Annotated in this window: 21 protein-coding genes and 1 tRNA gene; 9 read left to right on the forward strand and 13 right to left on the reverse strand. The window is 71.3% G+C overall.

All coding sequences use genetic code 11. The features are described from left to right. Nucleotides 1-30: 30 nt before the first annotated feature. From LL239_RS03090 to LL239_RS17970, 4 genes are read right to left on the reverse strand one after another with little or no spacing between them, the layout of a single operon-like run. The gene (locus LL239_RS03090) at nt 31-1431 is read right to left on the reverse strand and encodes an FtsW/RodA/SpoVE family cell cycle protein (protein WP_228161987.1); all 1401 of its coding nucleotides are present in this window, start codon (nt 1429-1431) and stop codon (nt 31-33) included. Beyond that, entirely contained in the window at nt 1428-2666 is a 1239-nt protein-coding gene (locus LL239_RS03095) for a PP2C family protein-serine/threonine phosphatase (protein WP_228161988.1), read from the reverse strand. The genes LL239_RS03090 and LL239_RS03095 overlap by 4 nt, the downstream gene beginning before the upstream one ends. A gap of 9 nt (nt 2667-2675) precedes the next feature. Next, nucleotides 2676-3218 (reverse strand): FHA domain-containing protein FhaB/FipA, encoded by a 543-nt coding sequence (locus LL239_RS03100; RefSeq protein WP_228161989.1) that lies wholly within the window; start codon nt 3216-3218, stop codon nt 2676-2678. After that, nucleotides 3215-3952 (reverse strand): FhaA domain-containing protein, encoded by a 738-nt coding sequence (locus tag LL239_RS17970; protein ID WP_228161990.1) that lies wholly within the window; start codon nt 3950-3952, stop codon nt 3215-3217. Before LL239_RS17970 ends, LL239_RS03100 begins: the two co-directional genes overlap by 4 nt. A 153-nt stretch (nt 3953-4105) precedes the next feature. On the opposite strand from LL239_RS17970, the gene LL239_RS03110 reads away from it, so the two are divergent. The 4 genes from LL239_RS03110 to lanKC all read left to right on the forward strand — a co-directional run bounded on the left by LL239_RS03110 (nt 4106) and on the right by lanKC (nt 9060). After that, nucleotides 4106-4189: transfer RNA gene (locus LL239_RS03110), tRNA-Leu, on the forward strand. A 124-nt stretch (nt 4190-4313) separates the two neighbouring features. Then, entirely contained in the window at nt 4314-5570 is a 1257-nt protein-coding gene (locus LL239_RS03115; protein WP_228161991.1) for a sensor histidine kinase, read from the forward strand. Then, nucleotides 5563-6252, forward strand: coding sequence for a response regulator (locus LL239_RS17975; protein WP_228161992.1), 690 nt, complete (start codon nt 5563-5565; stop codon nt 6250-6252). The genes LL239_RS03115 and LL239_RS17975 overlap by 8 nt, the downstream gene beginning before the upstream one ends. Nucleotides 6253-6435: 183 nt before the next feature. After that, complete coding sequence (lanKC, locus tag LL239_RS03125; protein ID WP_228161993.1) at nt 6436-9060, forward strand: class III lanthionine synthetase LanKC; 2625 nt, start codon at nt 6436-6438, stop codon at nt 9058-9060. Between the two features lie 425 nt (nt 9061-9485). Here the strand turns inward: lanKC and LL239_RS03130 are convergent, their stop codons facing one another. Continuing rightward, a complete protein-coding gene (locus LL239_RS03130) occupies nt 9486-9797 on the reverse strand; it encodes a hypothetical protein (protein ID WP_228161994.1) in 312 nt (103 codons plus the stop codon). A 202-nt stretch (nt 9798-9999) separates the two neighbouring features. Between LL239_RS03130 and LL239_RS03135 the strand changes: the two genes are divergently transcribed. The 4 genes from LL239_RS03135 to LL239_RS03150 are packed head-to-tail and all read left to right on the forward strand — an operon-like array spanning nt 10000 to nt 13389. Next, nucleotides 10000-10746 carry a 3-oxoacid CoA-transferase subunit A gene (locus LL239_RS03135; RefSeq protein ID WP_228161995.1) on the forward strand — a complete coding sequence of 249 codons (747 nt, stop codon included), beginning with the start codon at nt 10000-10002 and terminating at the stop codon, nt 10744-10746. Continuing rightward, nucleotides 10743-11390, forward strand: coding sequence for a 3-oxoacid CoA-transferase subunit B (locus tag LL239_RS03140; RefSeq protein WP_308218557.1), 648 nt, complete (start codon nt 10743-10745; stop codon nt 11388-11390). Before LL239_RS03135 ends, LL239_RS03140 begins: the two co-directional genes overlap by 4 nt. A 1-nt stretch (nt 11391) precedes the next feature. Further along, nucleotides 11392-12567: a thiolase family protein gene (locus tag LL239_RS03145; protein ID WP_228161996.1), complete on the forward strand. Its 1176-nt coding sequence runs from the start codon at nt 11392-11394 to the stop codon at nt 12565-12567. A gap of 33 nt (nt 12568-12600) precedes the next feature. Beyond that, nucleotides 12601-13389: an IclR family transcriptional regulator domain-containing protein gene (locus tag LL239_RS03150; protein WP_228161997.1), complete on the forward strand. Its 789-nt coding sequence runs from the start codon at nt 12601-12603 to the stop codon at nt 13387-13389. Here LL239_RS03150 and LL239_RS03155 read toward each other — a convergent pair. The 7 genes from LL239_RS03155 to LL239_RS17980 all read right to left on the reverse strand — a co-directional run bounded on the left by LL239_RS03155 (nt 13386) and on the right by LL239_RS17980 (nt 19523). Beyond that, on the reverse strand, nt 13386-15515 hold the full coding sequence (locus tag LL239_RS03155; protein ID WP_374197607.1) for a heavy metal translocating P-type ATPase: 2130 nt from the start codon (nt 15513-15515) through the stop codon (nt 13386-13388). The genes LL239_RS03150 and LL239_RS03155 overlap by 4 nt on opposite strands. Nucleotides 15516-15534: 19 nt before the next feature. Beyond that, nucleotides 15535-17754 carry a heavy metal translocating P-type ATPase gene (locus LL239_RS03160; RefSeq protein WP_228161998.1) on the reverse strand — a complete coding sequence of 740 codons (2220 nt, stop codon included), beginning with the start codon at nt 17752-17754 and terminating at the stop codon, nt 15535-15537. Continuing rightward, nucleotides 17751-18053, reverse strand: a complete 303-nt coding sequence (locus tag LL239_RS03165; protein WP_228161999.1) for a heavy-metal-associated domain-containing protein — start codon at nt 18051-18053, stop codon at nt 17751-17753. The genes LL239_RS03160 and LL239_RS03165 overlap by 4 nt, the downstream gene beginning before the upstream one ends. Before the next feature lie 17 nt (nt 18054-18070). After that, a complete protein-coding gene (locus LL239_RS03170; RefSeq protein WP_228162000.1) occupies nt 18071-18352 on the reverse strand; it encodes a metal-sensitive transcriptional regulator in 282 nt (93 codons plus the stop codon). Nucleotides 18353-18416: 64 nt separating this feature from the next. Beyond that, nucleotides 18417-18845, reverse strand: coding sequence for a hypothetical protein (locus tag LL239_RS03175; RefSeq protein WP_228162001.1), 429 nt, complete (start codon nt 18843-18845; stop codon nt 18417-18419). 61 nt (nt 18846-18906) lie between these two features. Then, the gene (locus LL239_RS03180; RefSeq protein ID WP_228162002.1) at nt 18907-19311 is read right to left on the reverse strand and encodes an FCD domain-containing protein; all 405 of its coding nucleotides are present in this window, start codon (nt 19309-19311) and stop codon (nt 18907-18909) included. Then, the gene (locus tag LL239_RS17980) at nt 19308-19523 is read right to left on the reverse strand and encodes a GntR family transcriptional regulator (RefSeq protein WP_228162003.1); all 216 of its coding nucleotides are present in this window, start codon (nt 19521-19523) and stop codon (nt 19308-19310) included. Before LL239_RS17980 ends, LL239_RS03180 begins: the two co-directional genes overlap by 4 nt. A 317-nt stretch (nt 19524-19840) precedes the next feature. On the opposite strand from LL239_RS17980, the gene LL239_RS03190 reads away from it, so the two are divergent. Further along, the gene (locus tag LL239_RS03190; RefSeq protein WP_228162004.1) at nt 19841-20047 is read left to right on the forward strand and encodes a cold-shock protein; all 207 of its coding nucleotides are present in this window, start codon (nt 19841-19843) and stop codon (nt 20045-20047) included. A 27-nt stretch (nt 20048-20074) separates the two neighbouring features. Here the strand turns inward: LL239_RS03190 and LL239_RS03195 are convergent, their stop codons facing one another. Beyond that, nucleotides 20075-22138, reverse strand: coding sequence for a bifunctional lysylphosphatidylglycerol flippase/synthetase MprF (locus tag LL239_RS03195; RefSeq protein ID WP_228162005.1), 2064 nt, complete (start codon nt 22136-22138; stop codon nt 20075-20077). Nucleotides 22139-22164 lie beyond the last annotated feature (26 nt).

Genomic DNA, 22164 nt, shown 5'->3' on the forward strand with positions numbered 1-22164 from the left:
TACGGGTGCGGGCGGGCGTGGGCGTGGGCATCAGCCGATCACCACCCGCGGACGGCTGCGCACGGCGTCCGAGATGCGCAGGAGGAAGGCCACGATGATCCAGTTCGCCACGAGTGAGGAGCCGCCGGCCGCGAGGAACGGCGTGGTGAGACCGGTGAGCGGGATGACCCGGGTCACGCCGCCGACCATGATGAACACCTGCAGCGCGATCGTGAACGAGAATCCGGTCGCGAGGAGCTTGCCGAAGTCGTCCTGGCCGGCGAGCCCGACCCGGATGCCACGGCTGGTGAACACCATGTACAGAGCGAGGATCGCGAACAGGCCGACCAGCCCCAGCTCCTCGCCGAGGCTCGGCACGATGTAGTCGCTCTGCGACAGCGGCGTGATGTAGGGACGGCCCTGGCCGAGGCCCGTGCCGAAGAGTCCGCCGTGGGCGAGACCGAAGATGCCCTGCGTCAACTGATAGCTGCCGCCGTCGGCGTCGATGACGGCCGGGTTGAACGCGTCGAGCCAGTTCGTGAAGCGGCCGTTGACGTACGGCAGGACGCGGGATGCCAGGAACGCTCCGGTCGCGACGAGAACCACGCCGATGAGCACCCAGCTCGTCTTGCCCGTGGCGACGTAGAGCATCGCGACGAACATGCCGAAGATCAGCAGACCCGTGCCGAGGTCGCGCTGCAGCACGATGATGCCGAGCGAGACGAGCCAGATGATCAGGACCGGACCGAGTTCGCGGGCGCGCGGCCACGTCATGAAGAGGAAGCGCGTACCCGTGGACGTCAGGCTCTCTCGGGTGCGGACGAGGTAGCCGGCGAAGAAGATCGCGAGGCAGATCTTGGCGAGCTCGCCCGGCTGGAACGATACGAAACCGAGCGAGACCCAGACGTCGGCGTTCTGCTCGGTGCCCAGGCCGGGCACGAAGGGCAACAGCAGAAGCAGGATGCCGACGAGACCCGAGAGGTACGTGTACCGGAACAGCACGCGGTAGTTGCGCACGAAGATCACCACGGCCAGTGCCGCGACCAGTGCGATCGCCGCCCAGGCGATCTGGCGGATGGACGTGGCATCCCATCCCTGCAGACCCACGGCGAGGTCGATCCGGTAGATCATCGCGATGCCGAGGCCGGTGAGCACGGTCGCGATCGGCAACACGAACGGGTCGGCGTCACGGGCGCGCAGGCGCAGGACGATGTGCATGGCGAGCGCGAGCACCGCGGGGATGGCCGCGAGCACGAGGTAGCCCGACTCCACGGTCCCGTTGACCCCCAGCTGGACGAGCACGATCGCGGAGCCGTAGACGGCGATCGCGAACAGCAGCAGGCCGAGCTCGCGGTTGCGCTGCGTGGCGGGGACGCGGATCTTCTTCAGCGCACGCATGACGGCGGTGTCGGTGGACACCGCGTCGGAACGCGTCACGTTCTGGTCGGTCATCCGGTGGCCTCCGGTTGCGGACGCAGACGATCCACGATGAGTTCGGCATCCGTCAGCGAACGGGCGGTGATGGTCGCCTCGACGGTCTGTCGATCGAAGTCGGACAGGTCGGCGAGCACGATGTCGGTGTCCTCGTACACGGACGACAGCGTCAGTGGGCCGAGGGATTGCTGGATGCCGCGGTAGATGACGACCGAGTCGTCGTCGGCGCCGACGTAGTAGCGGGTCTGCGTCCAGGTGTAGCCGGCGAACAGGCCGGCACCGATGGCGGCGAGCACGAGGATGAGCGCGGCGAGCCAGCCCAGGCGGCGACGGCGGGCGCGCCGACGGTCTTCTTCGATGAGCTCCTCGAGGAACTCCGCGGCGGGCTCGAAGTGCGTCGGCTCGTTGGCGGCCTGCCGGGCGGAGTGCAGCCACGGCGCCCGCGCGGGGCGGACGGGCGGCACCACGACGCCGCTGGGGTTCGACGCCGAGCCGACGATGGTCGGGGGGCCGATGAACACGGGATGCTGACCGCCGACGTCGACGATCACGACCGTGACATTGTCGGGCGCGCCGCCGTCGAGCGCCTGCTTGAGCAGCGCGTCCGCGGTGCGGGCGGGCGGCATCCCTTGCGCGAGGGCGCGCGTGGTGTGCGCGTCGTCCACGACGCCGGACAGGCCGTCGGAGCACAGCAGCCACCGGTCGCCGTCCTGTGTCGGCATGATGAACGTGTCGACCTCGGGATCGGGGTCCATGTCGCCGAGCACCCGCATGAGCACCGAGCGCCGCGGGTGATACCGCGCCTCCTCGGGCGTGATCCGGCCCGAGTCGACCAGGCGCTGCACGAAAGTGTGGTCGGTGGTGATCTGGGTCAGCGTGTCGTCGCGGTACAGGTACACGCGCGAGTCGCCGATGTGGCCGATGACGGCGTAGTCGTCGACCATGATCACGGCGCTGACCGTGGTGCCCATGCCCGCCAGCTCCGGGCGCCGGGCGACGGTGTCGATGAGCTCGGTCGCGGTGTCGGCGAGGGCGTCCCGCAGGGCGTGCTCGGCCGCGGTGGTGCTGGGGAACGGCTGATCCAGCTCGGTGAGTCGCGCGATCGCCAGGCTCGAGGCGACATCGCCCCCCGCGTGACCGCCCATGCCGTCGGCGACCACGAAGAGGTTGGATCCGGCGTAGCCCGAATCCTGATTGTTGGAGCGCACCTTTCCCGTGTGGGAGATGGCCGCGCTCGAGCCCTGGAAGACCATGGAGGTGGGTTACTTCCGCAGCTCGAAGGTCGTCGCGCCCACCTTGATCGGCGCCCCCACCTTCACCTGGACGGGGGATGCCACGCGCACGCCGTCGTGCGAGGTCCCGTTGGTGGAGTCGAGGTCCTGCAGCATCCACTGGTCGCCCCACAGCACCAGACGTGCATGGTGGCTGGAGGTGTAGTCGTCGCGGATGACCAGGCCCGACTCGCTCGAGCGGCCGATCGTGAGGGGCTCGGTGCCGAGGGGGAGTTCGAGTCCCGCCTTGGGCCCGCTGGTGATGACGATGCGCGAGACGGACGACGTCGTGGCCAGTCCGCCCGCCGGGGCCGCCGCCGGCGGTGCGGGCCGCTTGACCTGCGTCGTCACGGCGTTCGGCGAGGCGGTCGGGGCGGGCGCGGCCGGAGCGGGAGCGGATGCCGACGGCTCGGGGAGCTTGCGCACCTTGACACCGAACAGGTCGGCGCGCAGCGAGTAGACGACACCGAAGACGAAGAACCACAGCAGGACGAGGAACCCGCCCTGCAGAAGGAGAAGAGTCAACGGACTCATGACAGGGGCCCCCGCTCCCGAGCGTCGAAAAGCTGTGTCGCATCGGACGGTGCCGACCGTCGCGCGGGCTGCGCCTGAGCGACCACGCGGAAGACGATATCGGTGCGTCCGATGGAGATGGTGGAATCCGGTGGCAGCGCGGCCTCGGAGACCTTGTGCCCGTTCAGCGTGGTGCCGTTCGTCGAGCCGAGGTCGCGGACCATCGCGCGCTCGCCGTCCCACAGGATCTCGACGTGCTTGCGGCTCGTGCCGGCGTCGGGGATCGTGATGTCGGCGTCGCTGCCGCGACCGATGACCGTGCGGGCCTTCGTGAGCGGGTGACGCGTGCCGTTGATGTCGACGACGCCCCGCCACGACACCTTTCCTTCGCTGGTCCGCGAATCCACTCGGAGGGTGCCGGTCGACAGCGAGCCATCGCGTTCGATCGAGATCGTGACCGGCCCCGCGAACGAATACCCCTGCGTGCGCGCGTGCTTCTTCACCAGGGTGTCGAGCTCGGACACGAGCGTCGAGCCCAGGGCGCTCATCTTCTCGTCATCGGCGGGCGAGAGGCGCACCGAGAACGCGTTCGGCGCGAGAATGCGCTCACGCGTGACCACCACGGCCTTCTTGTCGAGCTCGCTGCGCAGGGCCGCGGCGATCTCCACCGGCTGGATGCCACTGCGGAAGGTCTTCGCGAACGCACCGTTGACGGCGCGTTCGAGACCCTTCTCGAAACTGTCGAGTAGTCCCACGAGACTCCTTCAGGCAGGCAGACCAGTAGCCACATCGTAGTCAGCACGCCTGGACAGGTCATGGAAGCGGGGCCCGAACACGGTTCGTCGGGGGCGCGAGGCCGTGATATTCTCGGGAAGTTGAGTGCGCGGCATCCATGGATGCCATGACTCGCGCGAGTGGCGGAATAGGTAGACGCGCTGGCTTCAGGTGCCAGTGCCCGCAAGGGCGTGGGGGTTCAAGTCCCCCCTCGCGCACAGACGACAGAGGCCCCGGATTCATCCGGGGCCTTCGTCGCGTTCGCGGGAGGTCTCAGAACTCTTCTAGGCCCTTTCTGCGCGTTTCCCGCCCTCCGTGACGGGGTGCGGGTAGGAAGGTCAGATGGACAAGGTCGCCCGCCCGAGCGTCGTCACGATCATGCGCTCGCCGCTGTTCGCCGTGGTCGTCTTCTTCGCCACCGTGGTTCAGGTGTGCAGCGACCCCGTGCTCGCCATCTCCAGCGGCACAGGAGAATGGGCCCACAGCCTGTCGCCGCAGGTGGTCATCACGCTCGTGGCCGTGGCCTGTCTGGCTCAGGCGTCGTCCGTCTCCGCCCTGGCACCCCGGCCGGTGCTCGCCATGCTCGGTGCTCTCGCCTGCTACCTCGCGGTCGCCGTCGTGCTGGGCGTCCCGACGTGGGCGACGCCCATGCAACTGGTTGTCGCGATCGCGATGTTCGCCGTGGGAAGCGCCCACACGATCCCGGTCGCGGCGACGTGGGCGGCGGTCGGTGTCGGCGTCGGGTGGGCGTCCCTGGGGGCCTGGGCCGCCGGTCTCGGCGTCCCGCCCGGGGCGATCCTCGGCTTCCTCCTGACCGAGGGCGTGTCGTTGGCATCCCTGTCCTTCGCCGGTGTCGCTCTCGGTCTGCTGTGGGCGGCGCTCGAGCGACGCACGGAGCGGGCGCGGCAGCACGCGCTGGACCTGCAGGCGCAACAGGCCGAAGCGATCGAGGCGTCGCGCACGGCCGAGCGCGGTCGGATCGCGCAGGAGCTGCACGACGTCGCCGGGCAGCACCTGGCCGGACTGGTCTCGCTGTGCGACGCGTCCGCCGATCTCGCGCCCGCGCACCCCCAGCAGGCGCTCCAGCTCATCGACGAGGTCCGAGCCGAGGGGCGCTACGCCGCGGCCAGCCTGTACGGCGCCCTCGGCGACCTGCGGGCGGTCGAGGCCACAGCGCATACGCCGACACCGGACCTGCGCAATCTCGACGACCTCGTCGCCTTCTGGCGGGAACGCGGCATGGACGTCGTCGCGACGACCGAGGGAGACGCCGAGCTTCCTCCGGCCGTGGTCTCGACGACCGCGTACCGCGCGATCCAGGAGGCGCTGTCGAACGCCGCCAAGCATGCGGCCGGCGCTCCCGTCCGCGTGCACCTGGAGATCGATACCGGGCGCGTGCACGCGACCGTCGAGAACGGTGCTCCCCGCCGTGAGCGCGACCCCGAGAGTGGTCTCGGACTGGGCTGGGGGTTGGATAACCTGCGCCAGAGGCTCGCCCTCGTCGACGGCGCGCTGCACGCCGCCGCCGACGACGCGGGGGGATGGCGAGTGGGGGTGGAGATCCCGCTCCCGAGGACGACGGAGGCCGTACGTGACTGACAGTGACCCCATCCGGGTGCTCATCGCCGACGACAACCGTCCGTTCCGGCGCGGCGTCCGTCTGCGGCTGGAGCACGCGGACGGCATCACGGTCGTCGGTGAGGCCGCCACGGGTCGCGACGCCGTCCGTGGCGCGCTCGCCGAGCACGCCGACGTCGTGCTGATGGACCTCGAGATGCCGGAGATGAACGGCATCGACGCCACGCGCGCCGTCGTCGCAGAATCCGGCGGCGCGACGCGCGTCATCGCCCTCACCAGTCACGGCGAGGATCAGCTCGTCATGAGCGCTCTGGGCAACGGAGCGTCCGGATACCTCTTGAAGACCCACGACAGCTCCCAGCTCGTCGAGGCGATCCGGGCCGCCCACCGCGGCGACGCGCTCATGTCCTCCCGGGTGACACGGTCGGTGCTCACCGAGATCGCGCAGCGTCGCCTGTCCGACGACGACCGCGCGAAGGTGGCATCCCTCAGTCCTTCCGAGGCCCGCGTCGTGCACTTCCTCAGCGACGGCATCACCTCCAACGAACAGCTCGCCGACGCGCTCGTGGTGTCGGTGAACACGGTTCGCAGCCACATCCAGTCGTCCATGCGCAAGGTGGGCGCCGCCGACCGTACACAGCTGGCGTTGTGGGGCGTGCGCGTGCGCGCAGAGCTCGCGCCTCATCCGAATGGACGAATCTGAGCGCGATCCTCTCTCTCGCCGCGCTCCTCGGCCGAGGGTGAAGAATGGCCGGTTGATCGGCCGAATCGCGACGGATCGTCGCTCGTGGGCGTGCCCGTCCGCGGTCCGCCCGAGCCACGCCCCCCGCACACCATGGCCTCGCGCCGCGTCCCGACGGCGCGACGGAGGCGGTGGGGCGGGGGCATGGACGCGATCTATCCGGTGTTCGCACGCGCGGACAGGTACTTCTACGAGCACCCCGGCCGTGGTCCCGCGCTCGAGGACGACGTGCCCTTCGCCGTGGACGTCCCGGCGTCGTGGCGTCGCGCCGATGACGGCATCTGGGCCTACTACGAGCCCGAGGGCGCGTCGCTTCCCGAGCAGGGCTGGAAGGTGCATCTCAGCATCACCCACGACGCCGCGGAACTCCTCCTGCGGGTCGTGTCCGGATACTGCGTGGGCGAGGGCTTGCCGTTCAAGCACCTCTCGCGCCCGAGTGTCCTCGCCGCCTCGAACGGGAAGGATGCCAGCCGGGAGGGGTCCGGCAAGTTCGTCACGATCTATCCGCCTACGAGCGCGGTTCTCGAGCGCACGCTGACGGAGCTCGGCAGGCGGACCGCGGACCATCGCGGTCCGCACATCCTCTCCGACCTGCGCTGGAGCGAAGGGCCGGTCTTCGTCCGGTACGGCGGCTTCCGCCGGATGTTCGTCGAGATCGACGGCGTCCCGACGCCCGCGATCCGCCATCCCGCCGGGCATCTGGTCGCCGACGTGCGTCGGCCCGGATTCGCCCCGCCGGACTGGGTCGAGATCCCGTCGTTCCTCCGGCCGCTGGTGGAGGAGCTCGGCGAGGTGCGCCCGCCCGACGGCTTCCCGGGCGTCACGGGCGTTCTGCACCATTCCAACGCGGGCGGTGTCTACACCGCCGATGACGGGGGTCGAGAGGTCGTGGTGAAGGAGGCACGGCCGCACGCGGGGGTGACCGCCGACGGGCTCGACGCGGTCGCGCGCGCAGAACGCGAAGCCGACACCCTCCGGCGTCTCCGCGCGCCCGGAACCGTCGCGCTCCTTCGTGACTTCACAGCCCTCGGACACCGCTACCTCGTGCTCGAGCGGGCCCGCGGCGTGCCCCTGCACCAGGCGGTCGTCGCGCGGCATCCCCTCGTCTCGGCTGGTGCGGACGCGGCGGCGGTCGCCGAGTACCGCGAATGGGCGTTGGGCCTCGCGCGACGGCTCGTGCGCGTCGTCGAGCAGGTGCACGCCGGCGGTTTCTCCCACGGCGACGTACATCCGGGGAACTTCCTGATCGATGACACGGGCGCGGTCACCCTCATCGACTTCGAGATGGCGCGACCCGCACCCGAGAACGCGCCCGTCGCCATCGGGGCGCCAGGATTCGTCGCCCCCGACTTCGCCGGCCCCGCCGCGCGCGTGGGCACGGCGGCCGATCTGTTCGCGCTGCGACGCCTCCTGCTGTTCCTCTTCGCGCCCCTCGCTCCGCTGCTCGACCTGCACCCGAACGTGGAGTCGCGACTCGAGCAGTGGGTGACCGAACGTTTCGCTCTCACGGACGTCGATCGTCGCGACCTGCGCTTCCGCGAAACCGCCTGTCGCCCGCGACCGGCCGACGACGAGCCGCGTGAGCAGAGGATCGACGCCCTCGTCCAGCACCTCCTCGCCGACGCCACTCCCGAGCGAACGGACCGACTCTGGCCCGGCGACCCCGCGCAGTTCGACGAGCCCGCCTACGCGGTCGCGCACGGCGCGCTCGGGGCTCTCCTCGCTCTCCACGCGGCGACCGGGCGCGTGCCGGAGGAAATCGAACGGTGGTGCGCCGAGGCCATGCGCGCGGCCACGCCGCGATCCGGGCTCTTCGACGGACTCGCGGGCGCCGCGGCGGCCTGGGAGGCGCTCGGTCGGCCCGGACTCGCCGACGAGGCGCTCGCCCGATGCCTCGACGCGCCGCCGCGGGCCGACACGGCCGGGGTGTACGGCGGTCCCGCGGGCACCGCCCTCGGGCTGCTTCGCCTGGCGGACCGGCATCCGGAGCTCGTCGGTAAGGCGCGCCGGATTTTCGACGATCTCGCCGATCGCGAGCGGGGGTGGACCGTCGCCGCGTCGGGGCCCGTGGCCACCGGCGCCGGAGGACTGCTGCGCGGCCCGAGCGGGGCCGCCGTCCTCGCTCTGGCTCTCTTCGACCATCAGGGTGACAGCGCGCTTCTCGATCTGGCCGAGGCGGCGATCGCCGCTGATCTGGCGCGATGCGTGCCGACGAAGGACGGCTCGCTGCAGATGGACGAGGGCTGGCGGCTCCTGCCCTACCTCGGCTCGGGGTCGGCGGGCGTGGCGCAAGCGCTCGCGGGGTTGGTCGCCCGGAATCCGGCGACGGTGCTCCGTCCGCAGCTCGAGGGCCTCACCCTGGCCGCTCAGCCGGAGTTCGTTCTGGAGCCGGGGCTGTTCCAGGGTCGGGCCGGACTGATGCTCGTCCTCGCCGCCCAGGAGGCGAGCGCCCGCGGCGCGGGGGCGACCTCGGCGAAGTCCGCAGAGAACGCCCTGCGCCGTCACGAGCGACTCCTCGGGCTGCACGCCATCCCACGGCCCGTCGGCGTCGGTTACCCGGGCCGCGCGCTGCTGCGTCTCTCGTGCGACCTGGCCACCGGATCCGCGGGCGTCCTCTGGACTCTCGCGAGCCTGCGCGACGGTCGACGCATGTCGTTGCCGTTCCTCGACCTCCCCCCGGTCGACGCTGCCCGATTCCGGGCACGAGGTCCGGGGGGAGGTGACACGAATGGGATACCTGCTCTCTTTGCAGACGCTCGAGCGCGGTGAGACCGAGCGCAGCGAGGTCTTCGCGAGCTCCTGGAGCACGTCGATCTGCTACAGCAGCACGTCGACCGGTCTCTGCTGAGCCGTCACGGTGCGATCGGTGCGGGCGCGGGGTCTTCGGACCGTGCGCCCGCATCCGTGTGCGTCGCGAGGAAGAGGGGGCGGAGGCCGCCCCCAATGCGGCCCCCGCCCCACGCCGGTGTCCGACCCGAACGGACACCGCGTGCATCGAGACCATCGACGCTCCCGCGGACGACCCGAGTTCCCAGAAGGTATCCCGGCCGATCGGAACCGTTCGTGGCCCGCGGCGGACCGCAGGAGCGGGAGATCGGCGTGTTTCCGCGGGAGTCGGCCTCCCGCGCCGAGGTCCCGGGGTGGGTACTCGCGGTCGAATCTCATCCGAAAGGACGACGGGTACCCGGACCGAGTCACTCGGGGGAGCGGACGCGGCGATTGTGGATCGCGATCGCGGCGAGGTACGGCGCGAGGAGCAGCACGGTCAGCGTGACCATGGCGATGATGGCGGCCACCGGCGCCGAGACGGCCAACGACGGCGAAGCCATCCCCATCCCGAAGACGGCGGCGGCCGAGCCCGCGGCGCGCAGCAACACCGCGCGGCCGGGAGCCTTGGTCGGCGTGGCCCACAGCGGCATCCGTTCTCGCCGGTACGCGCGTAGCGCGATGGATAGCGACCACCACCAGAGCACGGCGCCGACGACGACGAGAACGAGCCACCCCATCCATCCATCCGAACACGGGCGGTGCCGCACGACAAGGGTGCGTCGAGAACAGGGCACGCGCTCGCAGCAGGAGGGTTCGGCATGAACCGGCCTGTTCTCGGCGCTTCGCCTGTTCGGGAGGCGGGGATGCCGCTGGCGCACCGACGTCGCCGAGCGTATGCTCGCTTCACGAACACGCGTTCGCAGAACGAACAGAGGGACCATGATCGACAAGACCGTGCCGGACGTCGCGGCAGCCGTGGCGGGGATCGCCGACGGCTCGACCGTGATGATCGGCGGATTCGGACGCGCGGGGCAGCCCGTCGAGCTGATCGACGCACTCATCGCGCACGGCGCCCGCGATCTCACCGTCGTCAACAACAACGCCGGCAACGGCGACACCGGGCTCGCCGCGCTGTTGAAAGCGGGCCAGGTGCGCAAGATGATCTGCTCGTTCCCGCGGCAGAGCGATTCGTGGGTCTTCGACGGGCTCTATCGCGAGGGCAAGGTCGAACTCGAGCTCGTTCCCCAGGGCAACCTCGCCGAACGCATCCGCGCGGCCGGCGCCGGAATCGGCGGTTTCTTCACCCCCACCGGATTCGGGACGCAACTCGCCGAGGGCAAAGAGACGCGGCGCATCGGCGACCGCGACTACGTGCTCGAGTACCCGATCCACGCCGACGTCGCCCTCATCAGCGCCCGCCGCGCCGACCGCTGGGGCAATCTCGTCTACCGCGAGACCGCGCGCAACTTCGGGCCCATCATGGCCGCCGCCGCGAAGACCACCGTCGTGCAGGTCGACGAGATCGTGCCGCTCGGCGACCTCGACCCCGAGGCGGTCATCACCCCGGGCCTGTATGTCGACCGCGTCGTGGCCGTGGGGGAGCGCGCCTGGCTGCGCGACGGCGCTTTCGTCGGGGGCGTCGACATCGAGGGGCGCCCGCTCGCCCGGAACGGAGCGGCATCGTGACCACCCGCGTCTCCCGCACCGCGCTCGCCGCGCGCGTGGCATCCGACATCCCCGAAGGTGCCGTGGTGAACCTCGGCATCGGAGCCCCGACGCTCGTGGCCGACTACTTGCCGCACGGGCTCGAGATCGTGCTGCATACCGAGAACGGAATGGTGGGCATGGGGCCCGCTCCCGTCGAGGGACGCGTCGACCCCGACCTCATCAACGCCGGCAAACAGCCGGTCACGGCGCTCGCCGGGGCCGCGTACTTCCACCACGCCGACTCGTTCGCGATGATGCGCGGCGGTCACCTCGACGTGTGCGTGCTCGGGGCGTTCCAGGTCTCGGCATCCGGCGACCTGGCGAACTGGTCGACGGGCGAGCCCGGCGCGATTCCCGCGGTCGGTGGGGCGATGGACCTCGCCATCGGCGCGAAGGACGTCTACGTCATGACCGACCTGCTCACCAAGCAGGGTGCCCCCAAACTCGTCGACAGCTGCACGTATCCGCTGACGGGCGTCGGATGCGTCTCGCGCGTCTACACCGACCACGGCGTCTTCGACGTCACTCCCGACGGCTTCCGCGTGCGAGAGCTCTTCGGCGACAACACGCACGCCGAGATCGAGGAACTGCTCGGTCTCACGCTGATCGAGCGAGGAGCCTGACATGTCCGCCAGCTACGTCTACGACGCCGTCCGCACCCCCTTCGGCCGCGCCGGGGGAGCCCTGGCATCCGTCCGTCCCGACGATCTGGCCGCGCTCGTCATGAAGGCCACGGTCGAGCGGACCGGGCTCGACCCGGCCCGGATCGACGACGTCGTCTTCGGGGATGCCAACCAGGCCGGTGAGGACAACCGCAACGTCGCGCGCTTCGGCGCGCTGCTCGCCGGCTTCCCGACGACGGTCACCGGCACCACCGTCAACCGCCTGTGCGCGTCGTCGCTCGAGGCCGTCATCCAGGGCTCGCGTGCGATCGAGGCCGGTGACGCCGACATCGTGCTCGCGGGCGGCGTCGAGTCGATGAGCCGCGCGCCCTACGTCGTCGAGAAGTCGGCGAAGCCGTTCCCCGCGGTGGGCAACGCGACGATGTGGAACACCGCGATCGGCTGGCGCATGATCAACCCGGCGCTGCCGAAGCACTGGACGATCTCCAACGGCGAGTCCGCCGAGAAGATCGCGCGCGAGTGGGGCATCACGCGGGAGGCGCAGGATGCCTTCGCCGTGCAGTCGCACCGACGCGCGGCGGCCGCGTGGGCGGCGGGCGTGTTCGACGGCGAGATCGTGGCGGTGCCCGGGGTCGCGCTCTCCCGTGACGAAGGCATCCGGGACGACACCTCGGTCGAGAAGCTCACGGGGCTGAAGGCGCTGTTCGCGTCGGACGGACGGGGGAGCGTCACGGCCGGCAACTCTTCGCCGATCAACGACGGCGCCTCCGCAGTACTCATCGGCGGCGAGGGAGCGCTGGATGCCGAGCCGCTCGCGCGGATCGCGGGCCGTGCGGCCCACGGCGTCGACCCCGACCTGTTCCCGATCGCGCCGATCGAGGCCGCGAACAAGGCGCTCGCGCGTGCCGGGAAGACGTGGGCCGACGTCGACTTCGTCGAGCTCAACGAGGCCTTCGCGTCGCAATCGCTCGCGTGCCTGGCCGGATGGCCCGATCTCGACCCCGAGAAGCTCAACGTCCACGGCGGTGCGCTCGCGATCGGCCACCCGCTCGGCGCGTCCGGTGGCCGCATCATCGGTCGCGCGGCGCACGAGCTCGCGCGCCGGGGCTCGGGGCTGGCGGTCGTCGCGATCTGCATCGGCGTGGGTCAGGGCCTCGCCGTCGTGCTGGAGCGGTGAGGCCGGGGCGCGCGGGGTGGATAGGGTGAGCCGGTGACCGACGCCGAGCCCACCGACGCCGACGGCCCGGGCGAGATCGTCCAAGCCTTCGTCCGCGGTCTCGCCGTCATCCGCGCGTTCGACGCCGAGAACCCCGAGCTCACGCTGAGCGACGTCGCCCGCCGCGCGGGGGTGACGCGCGCCGCGGCCGGACGCTTCCTCCGCACGCTGCAGACCGTCGGCTATGTGCGCAACGACGGGCGGTCCTTCGCACTCACCCCCCGGGTGCTCGAGCTCGGCTACAGCTACCTGTCCGCGCTGTCGCTTCCCGAGGTGGCGCAGCCGCACCTGGAGGCGTTGTCCCGGGCCGTGGGAGAGAGCGCCTCCGCGGCCGTCCTCGACGGCACCGACATCGTGTACGTCGCCCGCGTGCCGGTCCGGCGCATCATGTCGGTCGGCATCACCGTCGGCACGCGGTTCCCGGCCGCGGTCACGAGCATGGGACGCGTCCTGTTGGCCGCGGCATCCGTCGACGAACGCAACCGAATCGTGGATGCCACGGACCTCACGGCCCGTACCCCCCGCACCCTGACCGACCCGGCGGCGCTGCGGCGGGAAGTGGAGCGGGTGCGCGCCCAGGGGTGGGCCCGCGTCGACGGCGAGCTCGAGCCCGGACTGCAGTCCCTCGCCGCGCCGGTGCGCGGCCGCGACGGGGTGGTCGTCGCGGCGATCAACGTGTCGATGTCGACCGGGCGCTACACCGAGGACGACGTCACCGACCGGCTGATCCCCGCGCTGCTCGGCGCCGCGCGCGACATCGAAGCCGATCTCCAGACGCCCTAGGACACCCGCGGGGCGACGGAGTCCGGCCGCAGGTCCAGACGCCGCAGCAGCTGGGCGTTCAGGGCCACGACGATCGTCGACAGCGACATGAGGATCGCGCCCACCGACATCGGCAGGACGAAGCCGATCGGGGCGAGGATCCCCGCGGCCAGCGGCACGGAGAGAAGGTTGTAGCCCGCCGCCCACCACAGGTTCTGCCGCATCTTCCGGTAGCTCGCGCGCGAGAGCTCGATGACCGAGAGGACCGCTCGAGGGTCGTCACCGGCGAGCACCACTCCGGCCGAGGCGATCGCGACGTCCGTGCCCGCCCCGATCGCCAGCCCCACGTCGGCGCGGGCGAGCGCGGGGGCGTCGTTGACGCCGTCGCCGACCATCGCGACGCGGCGACCCTCACCCTGCAGTCGGGCGACGGTGGACTCCTTGTCCTCCGGACGCACCCCGGCGAAGAACCGGTGGATGCCGAGCTCGTGCGCCACCGCGGCGGCGACGGGTTCCGCGTCTCCGGTGATCATGACCACCTCGATGCCGCGGTCTGCCAGGGCGCGCACGGCGGTGGCGGACTCGGGGCGGATCTCGTCGGCGAGGCGCAGAGCGCCGACGGTCCGACCGTCCACGACGACGTGCAGGATGATCGAGCCGTCGCTGCGCCACCCCTCGGCGACCGGGAGCTCGTCGGCGCCCTCCTCCTCGAGCAGAGCGGGACCGCCCACGCGCACGACGCGTCCGTCGACGACCGCCCGCACCCCGACGGCGGGGGAGGACGAGAAGTCGGTGGATGCCGGAACGGCGAGGTCGCGTGCGTGAGCGGCGCGCACGATGGCCCGGGCGAGGGGGTGCTCCGAATCGGCCTCGGCGGCTGCGGCCCACCCGAGCACGGCGTCGGGCTCCGCACCGGGTGCGGTCTCGACGGCGATCACGGCGGGCTCGCCGCGGGTGAGCGTTCCGGTCTTGTCGAAGAGCACCGTGTCGACGGTGCGCATGCTCTCCAACGCCAAGCGGTCCTTCACGAGCACACCGCCGCGGGCCGCGCGTTCGGTCGCGATCGACACGACGAGGGGGATCGCGAGCCCGAGGGCGTGCGGGCACGCGATGACGAGGACCGTGATGGTGCGCACGACGGCGGAATCCGGCATCCCGACGAGGGTCCAGACCACCGCCGTCACCACGGCGGCCCCGAGCGCGAACCAGAACAGCCACGCCGCGGCGCGATCGGCGAGGCGCTGTGCGCGAGAGGTGGACCCCTGCGCCTCGGTGACCAGCTTCTGGATACCGGCGAGGGCGGTGTCATCGCCGACCGCGGTGATCTCGACCCGCACACCGGAGTCGGTGGCCACGGTGCCGGCGACCACGGCGTCGCCCTCGTCGCGGTGCACCGCACGGGACTCGCCCGTGATCATCGACTCGTCGAACCGTGCCGACCCCTGCACGATCCGGCCGTCGGCGGGGACCCGGCCGCCGGGCCGCACCACCACGACGTCGCCGACGCTCAGCTCGCCCGGGGAGACCGACACGGTGGTGTCGCCCTCGACGCGTTCGGCCTCGTCGGGGAGCAGCGCCGCGAGCGAGTCCAGGGCGGAAGTCGTCTGCGCGAGCGAGCGCATCTCGATCCAGTGCCCGAGCAGCATGATGACCACCAGCAGCGCGAGCTCCCACCAGAAGTCGAGCTCGTGGTGGAGAAGCCCGAGGCTGGCGCCCCAGGATGCCAAGAACGCGACGGTGATCGCGAGCGCGATCAGGAGCATCATCCCCGGCGCCCGGCCGCGGACCTCGGAGACCGCCCCGCTGAGGAACGGCGCGCCGCCCCACGCGTACATGACGGTGCCCAGGACCGGCGACACCCACGGCACCCACGCGGCATCCGGAAGGGTGTAGCCGATCAGGTCGGAGAACATCGCCGAGAACCCGACGACGGGAACCGCGATGACGAGCATGATCCAGAAGAGCCGCCGGAACCGGGCGACGTGGTCGCCGTGGCCCGAGTGGCCCATGTGCCCGCCGTGCTGCCCGTGCCCGGACGGCGCGGTGTGCCCGGACGGCGCGGTGTGGTCGTGGTGCGAGTGCTCGTGCGGCTCCGGCGACGCCGGGGTCGTGGCGGCGGAAGAACCGTGGTGGTCGTGCGAGGTCATGCGATCCTCCTGAGTGATCTCAGCGTGCGGCGGACTCGGCCCGGAACCGCCGCAGACGCAGGCTGTTGGTGACGACGAACACCGACGACAGGGCCATCGCCGCGGCTGCGACGACGGGGTTGAGCAGACCGGCCATCGCCACGGGGATCGCGGCGACGTTGTAGGCGAAAGCCCAGAAGAGGTTGCCCTTGATGGTGCCGAGAGTGCGCCGGGCGAGGCGGACGGCGTCGGCGACGACGAGCAGATCGCCCGAGACGACCGTGACGTCGCTCGCCGCGATCGCGGCATCCGTCCCTCCGCCCATGGCGATTCCGAGGTCGGCGGCGGTGAGGGCGGCGGCGTCGTTGACACCGTCGCCCACCATCGCCACGACCCGTCCATCGGTCTGGAGTGACCGCACGACCTCGAGCTTCTGCGCGGGAGTGACCTCGGCCCGGACGTCGTCGATCCCGACCTCGGCGGCGACGCGCGCGGCGGTCGCGGCGTTGTCGCCCGTGAGCAGCACGGGCCGCAGCCCCAGGCGACGGAACCGCGCGACCGCCTCGGCACTCGTCGACTTCACGGTGTCGGCGACGGCGATCGCGCCGAGGTACTGCCCGTCGCGCGCGACCGCAACGATCGTGGCGCGCTCGGCCAGCGCGTCGAGCGAGGACAGAGCGGATGCCGACGGCCCCACGCTCCACTGGTCGCGCAGCCACGACAGCCGACCGGCGACCACGGCCGAGCCGTCGACCACGCCCTGGACGCCCAGCCCCGCGTGCGCGGCGAACGACTCGACGGCCGGGGCGGCGTCCGCGGCGGCCGCGATGGCGCGACCGACCGGGTGTTCCGAGCCGCCCTCGACGGCCGCGGCCACCGCGAGCAGCTCGGCTCGGTCGACGTCCTCGGCGGGGAGCACGTCGGTCACGGCCATGCGTCCCGTGGTGACGGTCCCGGTCTTGTCGAGCACGATCGTGTCGACGCGACGGGTCTGCTCGAGCACCTGCGGACCGCGGATCAGGATGCCCAGCTGCGAGCCGCGGCCCGTGCCGACCAGCAGCGCCGTGGGGGTCGCCAGGCCCAGGGCGCACGGGCACGCGATGATGAGCGTCGCGACCGCCGCCGTGAAGGCGAGCTCCAGAGACCCGCCCGCGACGAGCCAGCCGGCGAACGCCGCGACGGCGAGCAGGATCACGACCGGCACGAAGATCGCCGAGACGCGGTCGGCGAGGCGCTGGACCTCGGCCTTGCCGGCCTGCGCCTCCTCCACGAGGCGTCCCATGCGCGCGAGCTCCGTGTCGGCACCGACGCGGGTGACGTCGACGACGAGGCGGCCACCGACGTTGATCGTCGCGCCGACGACGCGGCTGCCGGGGGCCACCTCGACCGGGACCGACTCGCCGGTGAGCATGCTGGCATCCACCGCCGAGGTTCCTTCGACGACCAGGCCGTCCGACGGGATCTTCTCGCCGGGGCGCACCACGACGACGTCGCCGACGACGAGGCTCGCGACCGGGACGGCGTGCTCGCGACCGTCGACGAGCTTCGTCGCGGAGGTGGCGCCGAGGTTCAGCAGGGCCTTCAGGGCGCTCGCGGAGGCGGTCCGCGCCCGGGCCTCGGCGTAGCGGCCGGCGAGGAGGAACACCGTCACGAGGGCGGCGACCTCGAGGTAGATCTCGTGCGCACCCGCGGTCGGTGCGCCGAAGAGCGTGAAGCTCATCCTCATGCCCGGCATCCCGGCACCGCCGAAGAACAGGGCGTACAGCGACCACCCGAACGACGCGATGACGCCGAGGCTGATGAGGGTGTCCATCGTGACGGCGCCGTGGCGGGCGTTGACCGCGGCGGCGCGGTGGAACGGCCACGCGCCCCAGACGGCCACGGGTGCGGTCAGGGTGAGGGCGAGCCACTGCCAGTTCTCGAACTGCAACGCCGGGACCATCGACAGCACGGCGACGGGAAGCGCGAGCGCCGCGCTGATCAGCAGCCGGCGGCGCAGGGCGTCGGTCTCGGGGTCGGCTTCGCTCTCGGCCACCTCGGGGGCGGCCGCAGCCGGCACCGCGGCCGCGTACCCCGCGGCCTCGACGACCGCGATGAGGTCGGCCGGGTCGAGGCCGTCGCCGCGCACGCGCGCCTTCTCGGTCGCGTAGTTGACGGAGGCCTCGACCCCGGGGAGCTTGTTGAGCTTGCGCTCGATCCGGGTGGCGCACGAGGCGCACGTCATCCCGGTGATGTCGAGCTCGACGTCGACGGTGCTCATGCCGGATCGCTCACGAGAGAGTACCCGGCCTCCTCCACGGCGTCACGCACGAGCGCGGGGTCGATGGGGGCGGTGCTGGCGATCGTGACGCGGGACACGTCGCCCGCGCGCAGGTCGACGGACACCCCCTGCACGCCGGCGATCTCGGAGATCTCCTCGGTGACGCTGCGGACGCAGTGCCCGCAGGTCATGCCGGTCACCCCGACCTGCTGGACGACGGCACCCTCGGGGAGGGGAGTGGATGCCGCGGACGGGCCGCCGCTGATGTCACGCAGGTTGAGCGAGATGCGGTCGTTCATGGTGTTCTCCTCGGGGGTCAGGAACGGACGAGCCGGGCGATGGCGTCGTTCGCCTCGCGGATCTTGTCGGCGGCCACCTGGCCGCCTTCCGCGCTGGCTTCGGCGACGCAGTGGCTGAGGTGGTCGGACAACAGCGACAGGGCGACCGTTTCGAGCGCCTTCGTCGCGGCGGAGACCTGGGTGAGGATGTCGATGCAGTACTTGTCCTCGTCGACCATCCGCGCGATTCCGCGCACCTGGCCCTCGATGCGCCGCAGGCGCTTCTGCAGGTCGTCCTTGTGTCCGTCGTACCCGTTCATGACAGATACCATACCCCCCTAGGGTATGTGCGGGGTCGTTGAGCGCGGAATCACTCGGATCCGCTCACTCCAACGTCGGGGGCAGCACGTAGACGATGTCGGCGCCGTCGCGCTCGTGCTCGACGAAACCCAGACGTGCGAGCGTCGCGTGCGCCGGGTCGTCGTCCGCCGCGACGCACGCGTAGAGAGGTCGCTCGGGCTCGGCGAGGGTGAGCAACCGCAGCGCCTCCGTCGCGGAGTCGCGAGACGTCTCGGGGCTCACCGCGAGCAGGGCCTCGCGGTCCCCTTCCACGTCCAGCGTCGCGGCGAGACCGACCACGGTGTCGTCGTCGACGATCGCGCGCGCCGTCACCCGGTCGCTGTCCACCCACGCATCGAACGCGGCGCGATCATCGACCTGGCCGCGCGGCCACGTCGATGCGCTCTCGCGGAGCACCGCGTACGCGGCGTCCCTGTCGTCGTCACGGAGGTCGCGGAGCTCGATGCGGGTCATGCCCGTCACGGTAGCGGGACGAGCCCAGGGAGCGGGATGCCTTGCGCCGGGCCTGACGCTGTCAGTAGAGACCGTGCATGGTGAGCCACAGGTACGCCGAGCGAGCGGTGTCGCGCTCGCGGATCGCCTCCGCAAGCGACTGGAACAGCTCCTCGCAGTCGCCCTCGCCGGCGCACATCCACCCGCGCAGATTCCGCCGGACGACGAACTCCGTCTGTTTGAGGGTCTCGCGCAGGACGATGTTGTCCGCCGCGCGGGTGAAGTGGGCGAGCAGAGCGAAACCCGCGTCGACGTATGCGGGCGACGACCTTTCGCGCGCCGCCCGGGCCACCTCGCCGAAGAGACGCGCGCCCTCCACGAGGTCCTCGTCGGAACAACGCTGGAGCGCGAGGTGCATCGTCATCGCGATCATGTGCACCGCGTAGTCCCGCATGTCCGCCATCTCCTGCTCGGCAGGGGTGGTCACGCGCGTGAAGCGGTGGGGGAGATCTCGACCAGGCGGATCGCCGCGAGACGCTGCAGAGCCTCTCGGACGGGCGTGCGCGAGATGCCCATGTGGGCGGCGAGCTCGACGTCACGGAGGCGGTCTCCGGGGCGGAGGCGACCGTCGACGATCGCCTCGCCGAGGGCGGCGTACGCCTCTTCGACGAGGGCGGAAGGCCGTCGCCGCTCGTCCACACGCGGAGTCTATGACGCGCGAATATCACACGCGAGCGTCATATGTGAAGAATTCATAGCTTTCGTGTCGCGCGAACCGCATTCTCGGCTGTAAAGTGATCGCCGTCACGCCTCGCGTGACATATCCGGGGGGATCCGTCGACGCCCGGGCTTCGAGCTTCTGCTCAGCCCGGGCGTCGTATGGGCTTAAGGGCCAGACGTCCGCCGGTGCCGTGCAACGTTTCTGTCACGGGCCGATGCGCGGCCCTGGTGCCACGCGTTAGCGTGGGCACTGATCGGCGCGCCCGGCGTCGACAGAAGCGGGAAACGGCACGTCCATGAGCACGCAGGGCACGGTCAAGTGGTTCAACTCGGAGAAGGGTTTCGGCTTCATCGCGCCCGATGAGGGCGGCCAGGATGTCTTCGCCCACTACAGTGCGATCCAGTCGGGCGGCTACCGCTCGCTCGAGGAGAACCAACGGGTCGAGTTCGAGATCGCCCAGGGGCCCAAGGGCCTGCAGGCGGAGAACATCCGCCCCCTCTGAGTCCCAGGACGCGCCCGTCGGACGGCCTCACCGCTCCGGTCGTACCAGTTCGACGCCGGCGGCGGCGAACTGCCGCAGCGTCGCGTGGGGGAGGAACGCGCGCGTCAGCGCGGCACCGATGCGGGTGAGGTCGGCCTCGTCGCGGAAGAGCAGATACATCGTCTCGTACCTCGGATGGAACTTCTGCTTGAACCGGTGCAGAGAGGCGAAGCCGTAGACGGGCTCAAGCATCGCGGCCATGCGCCCCTGCAGGTCGGCGATCACGCCGGCATCCGGGGGATACTCGTGCGCGAGCGGGGCCCCCGACAGTGACATCACCTCCGCGCCCTCGGAGGAGAACTGCTGGGCGGACGACCCGATCAAGTACTCCATGACCGGTCCGAATCCGCCTTCGCGGCGACGCATCAGGTCGAGCGTCCATCCGCGTACGCGTCCCTCGCCGTAGACGGGAAGCCACGACAGGAAGCCGTCGACGTCGCCGGCGGGGGAGACGGCCAGCGCGACGCGCACCTCCGGATCGGCGGCCTCGTGCAGCGTGCCGAGGGTGAAGCCCATCTCCGGCAATCCCTTCTCGCCCACCCAGCTCTCGGAGATCGCCCGCAGCTGCTGCCGGATGCCCCACGTCTCGTCGGCGAGGCGCGAGAGTCGGAACGTCATCCCCTCCCGTTCGGCGCGGTTGAGCGACGTGCGCACCGCGCCCCACGCCTTGCCCGTGAACTGCAGGCCCGGGAGGTCAACGATCGTGTCGTCCGCGACCACGATGCTGCGCCATCCTGCGGGAACGGCGGCCCGCGTCGCCTCCCCGGCGCTGAAGAAGCACGGCGCGAGGCCGGCGTCCTCCGCGCGCTCGACGAACATCCGCACGGTCGCGGCGCGCGTCTCCTCGGGGCCGAGCGGATCGCCCAGCACGAGCGCGACCCCGGACCGGCGCTGGAAGGCCACGATCCCGCGGCCGAACCGCGCGTACGACATTCCCTCCCACGTCGTCATCCACGACAGGGTCCCGCCGCCGGTCGCGCGCAGCTCGGCCTTCACGTCGTCGACGCCCGGGGCCGGCGAGACACCGAGAGACGCCGTGGGACGGGCGCGGAACGCCGCGCGCACGAGCCAGAGGTAGACCAACGCCACCACCCAGGTCGCGGAAGAGGCGAGGGTGATCGTCAGGTCGATGTCGATGGTTCCCTCGAGGACACCGAGTCCGACCACCAGCACGAGTGTCGCGGCGGTGACGAGGATCAGGGCGTTCAGGATGCCGTATGCCACCAGCAGTACCCACGCCCACCGGCGTCCCCTCCGCACTCCGGTGGCGACGGCCAGCACCACCACCGAGTTGACGGCCACATCGACCCAGGATCCGGAAACCGGGTCGGACGTGCCGAAGGGTCCCGTGGTGGGACTGACATAGGTGAGGATGTCGAGCGCCCCGAGTCCGCACACGACGACGAACGCGATGAGCCGCTGCTCGCGCACCGTCACCCGCTGCGGGCGCAGCGACCGGTCCACGGCGAGCACGAGGGCCACGGCGAGAAGATGCTCGAGATCGTTCAGCGACCCCCAATAGAGGAACGTCACCGACAGGACGGCGATCAGCACGGTCCACGCGCGCAGCCGCCACGGCGAGGGCAGGAGCGACACGGCCGCCGCGAGGCACGCGATGATGCCGGGTGAGGGCCCGACATCGAGCGAAGAGGCCTGGCCCTGTGCCCAGGGCCACGGGAGCAGCGCCGCGAGCCACAGCAGCGCCGAGGCGAGCAGCACGGCGGCGAGCTGGCCGCCGACGAAGTACGTGACCGCGACGCGCGAGCCGCGGCGGAGCTCCAGGTATCCCATCCCGGTCAGCCCGACGATGATCGGCGCGTAGAGCCACGGCACCGACACGAAGAACGTCCCGGTGGCGGGGGTCCACCACCGGCCCGCCTCGAGGGCCGGCAGCCCATAGGCGACGGAGTCGTGCAGCGGTGACGCCGCGAACGGCGACCACAGACCCGCGGATGCCACCCCCACAGCCAGCAGCAGGAGCGCGAGCGCGGCTGTGGCCGGGAGACGGCGCGCGACGGCGGTGACGCGACGGAAGGTGACTCTCTCCCCCATGCCGCTCACGATATCGGGCGGCGTCG

Source organism: Microbacterium testaceum, assembly GCF_020781835.1.
GTDB lineage: Bacteria > Actinomycetota > Actinomycetes > Actinomycetales > Microbacteriaceae > Microbacterium > Microbacterium testaceum_H.

What these genes read in the sequence shown, in the direction of transcription:
- LL239_RS03195 (WP_228162005.1), bottom strand. Translation starts at nt 22,138, where the DNA reads ATGGGGGAGAGAGTCACCTTCCGTCGCGTCACCGCCGTCGCGCGCCGT.
- lanKC (WP_228161993.1), top strand. Translation starts at nt 6,436, where the DNA reads ATGGACGCGATCTATCCGGTGTTCGCACGCGCGGACAGGTACTTCTAC.
- LL239_RS03160 (WP_228161998.1), bottom strand. Translation starts at nt 17,754, where the DNA reads ATGAGCACCGTCGACGTCGAGCTCGACATCACCGGGATGACGTGCGCC.
- LL239_RS03100 (WP_228161989.1), bottom strand. Translation starts at nt 3,218, where the DNA reads ATGAGTCCGTTGACTCTTCTCCTTCTGCAGGGCGGGTTCCTCGTCCTG.
- LL239_RS03135 (WP_228161995.1), top strand. Translation starts at nt 10,000, where the DNA reads ATGATCGACAAGACCGTGCCGGACGTCGCGGCAGCCGTGGCGGGGATC.
- LL239_RS03145 (WP_228161996.1), top strand. Translation starts at nt 11,392, where the DNA reads ATGTCCGCCAGCTACGTCTACGACGCCGTCCGCACCCCCTTCGGCCGC.
- LL239_RS03095 (WP_228161988.1), bottom strand. Translation starts at nt 2,666, where the DNA reads ATGGTCTTCCAGGGCTCGAGCGCGGCCATCTCCCACACGGGAAAGGTG.
- LL239_RS03130 (WP_228161994.1), bottom strand. Translation starts at nt 9,797, where the DNA reads ATGGGGTGGCTCGTTCTCGTCGTCGTCGGCGCCGTGCTCTGGTGGTGG.
- LL239_RS03190 (WP_228162004.1), top strand. Translation starts at nt 19,841, where the DNA reads ATGAGCACGCAGGGCACGGTCAAGTGGTTCAACTCGGAGAAGGGTTTC.
- LL239_RS03090 (WP_228161987.1), bottom strand. Translation starts at nt 1,431, where the DNA reads ATGACCGACCAGAACGTGACGCGTTCCGACGCGGTGTCCACCGACACC.
- LL239_RS03115 (WP_228161991.1), top strand. Translation starts at nt 4,314, where the DNA reads ATGGACAAGGTCGCCCGCCCGAGCGTCGTCACGATCATGCGCTCGCCG.
- LL239_RS03155 (WP_374197607.1), bottom strand. Translation starts at nt 15,515, where the DNA reads ATGACCTCGCACGACCACCACGGTTCTTCCGCCGCCACGACCCCGGCG.
- LL239_RS03175 (WP_228162001.1), bottom strand. Translation starts at nt 18,845, where the DNA reads ATGACCCGCATCGAGCTCCGCGACCTCCGTGACGACGACAGGGACGCC.
- LL239_RS03165 (WP_228161999.1), bottom strand. Translation starts at nt 18,053, where the DNA reads ATGAACGACCGCATCTCGCTCAACCTGCGTGACATCAGCGGCGGCCCG.
- LL239_RS03170 (WP_228162000.1), bottom strand. Translation starts at nt 18,352, where the DNA reads ATGAACGGGTACGACGGACACAAGGACGACCTGCAGAAGCGCCTGCGG.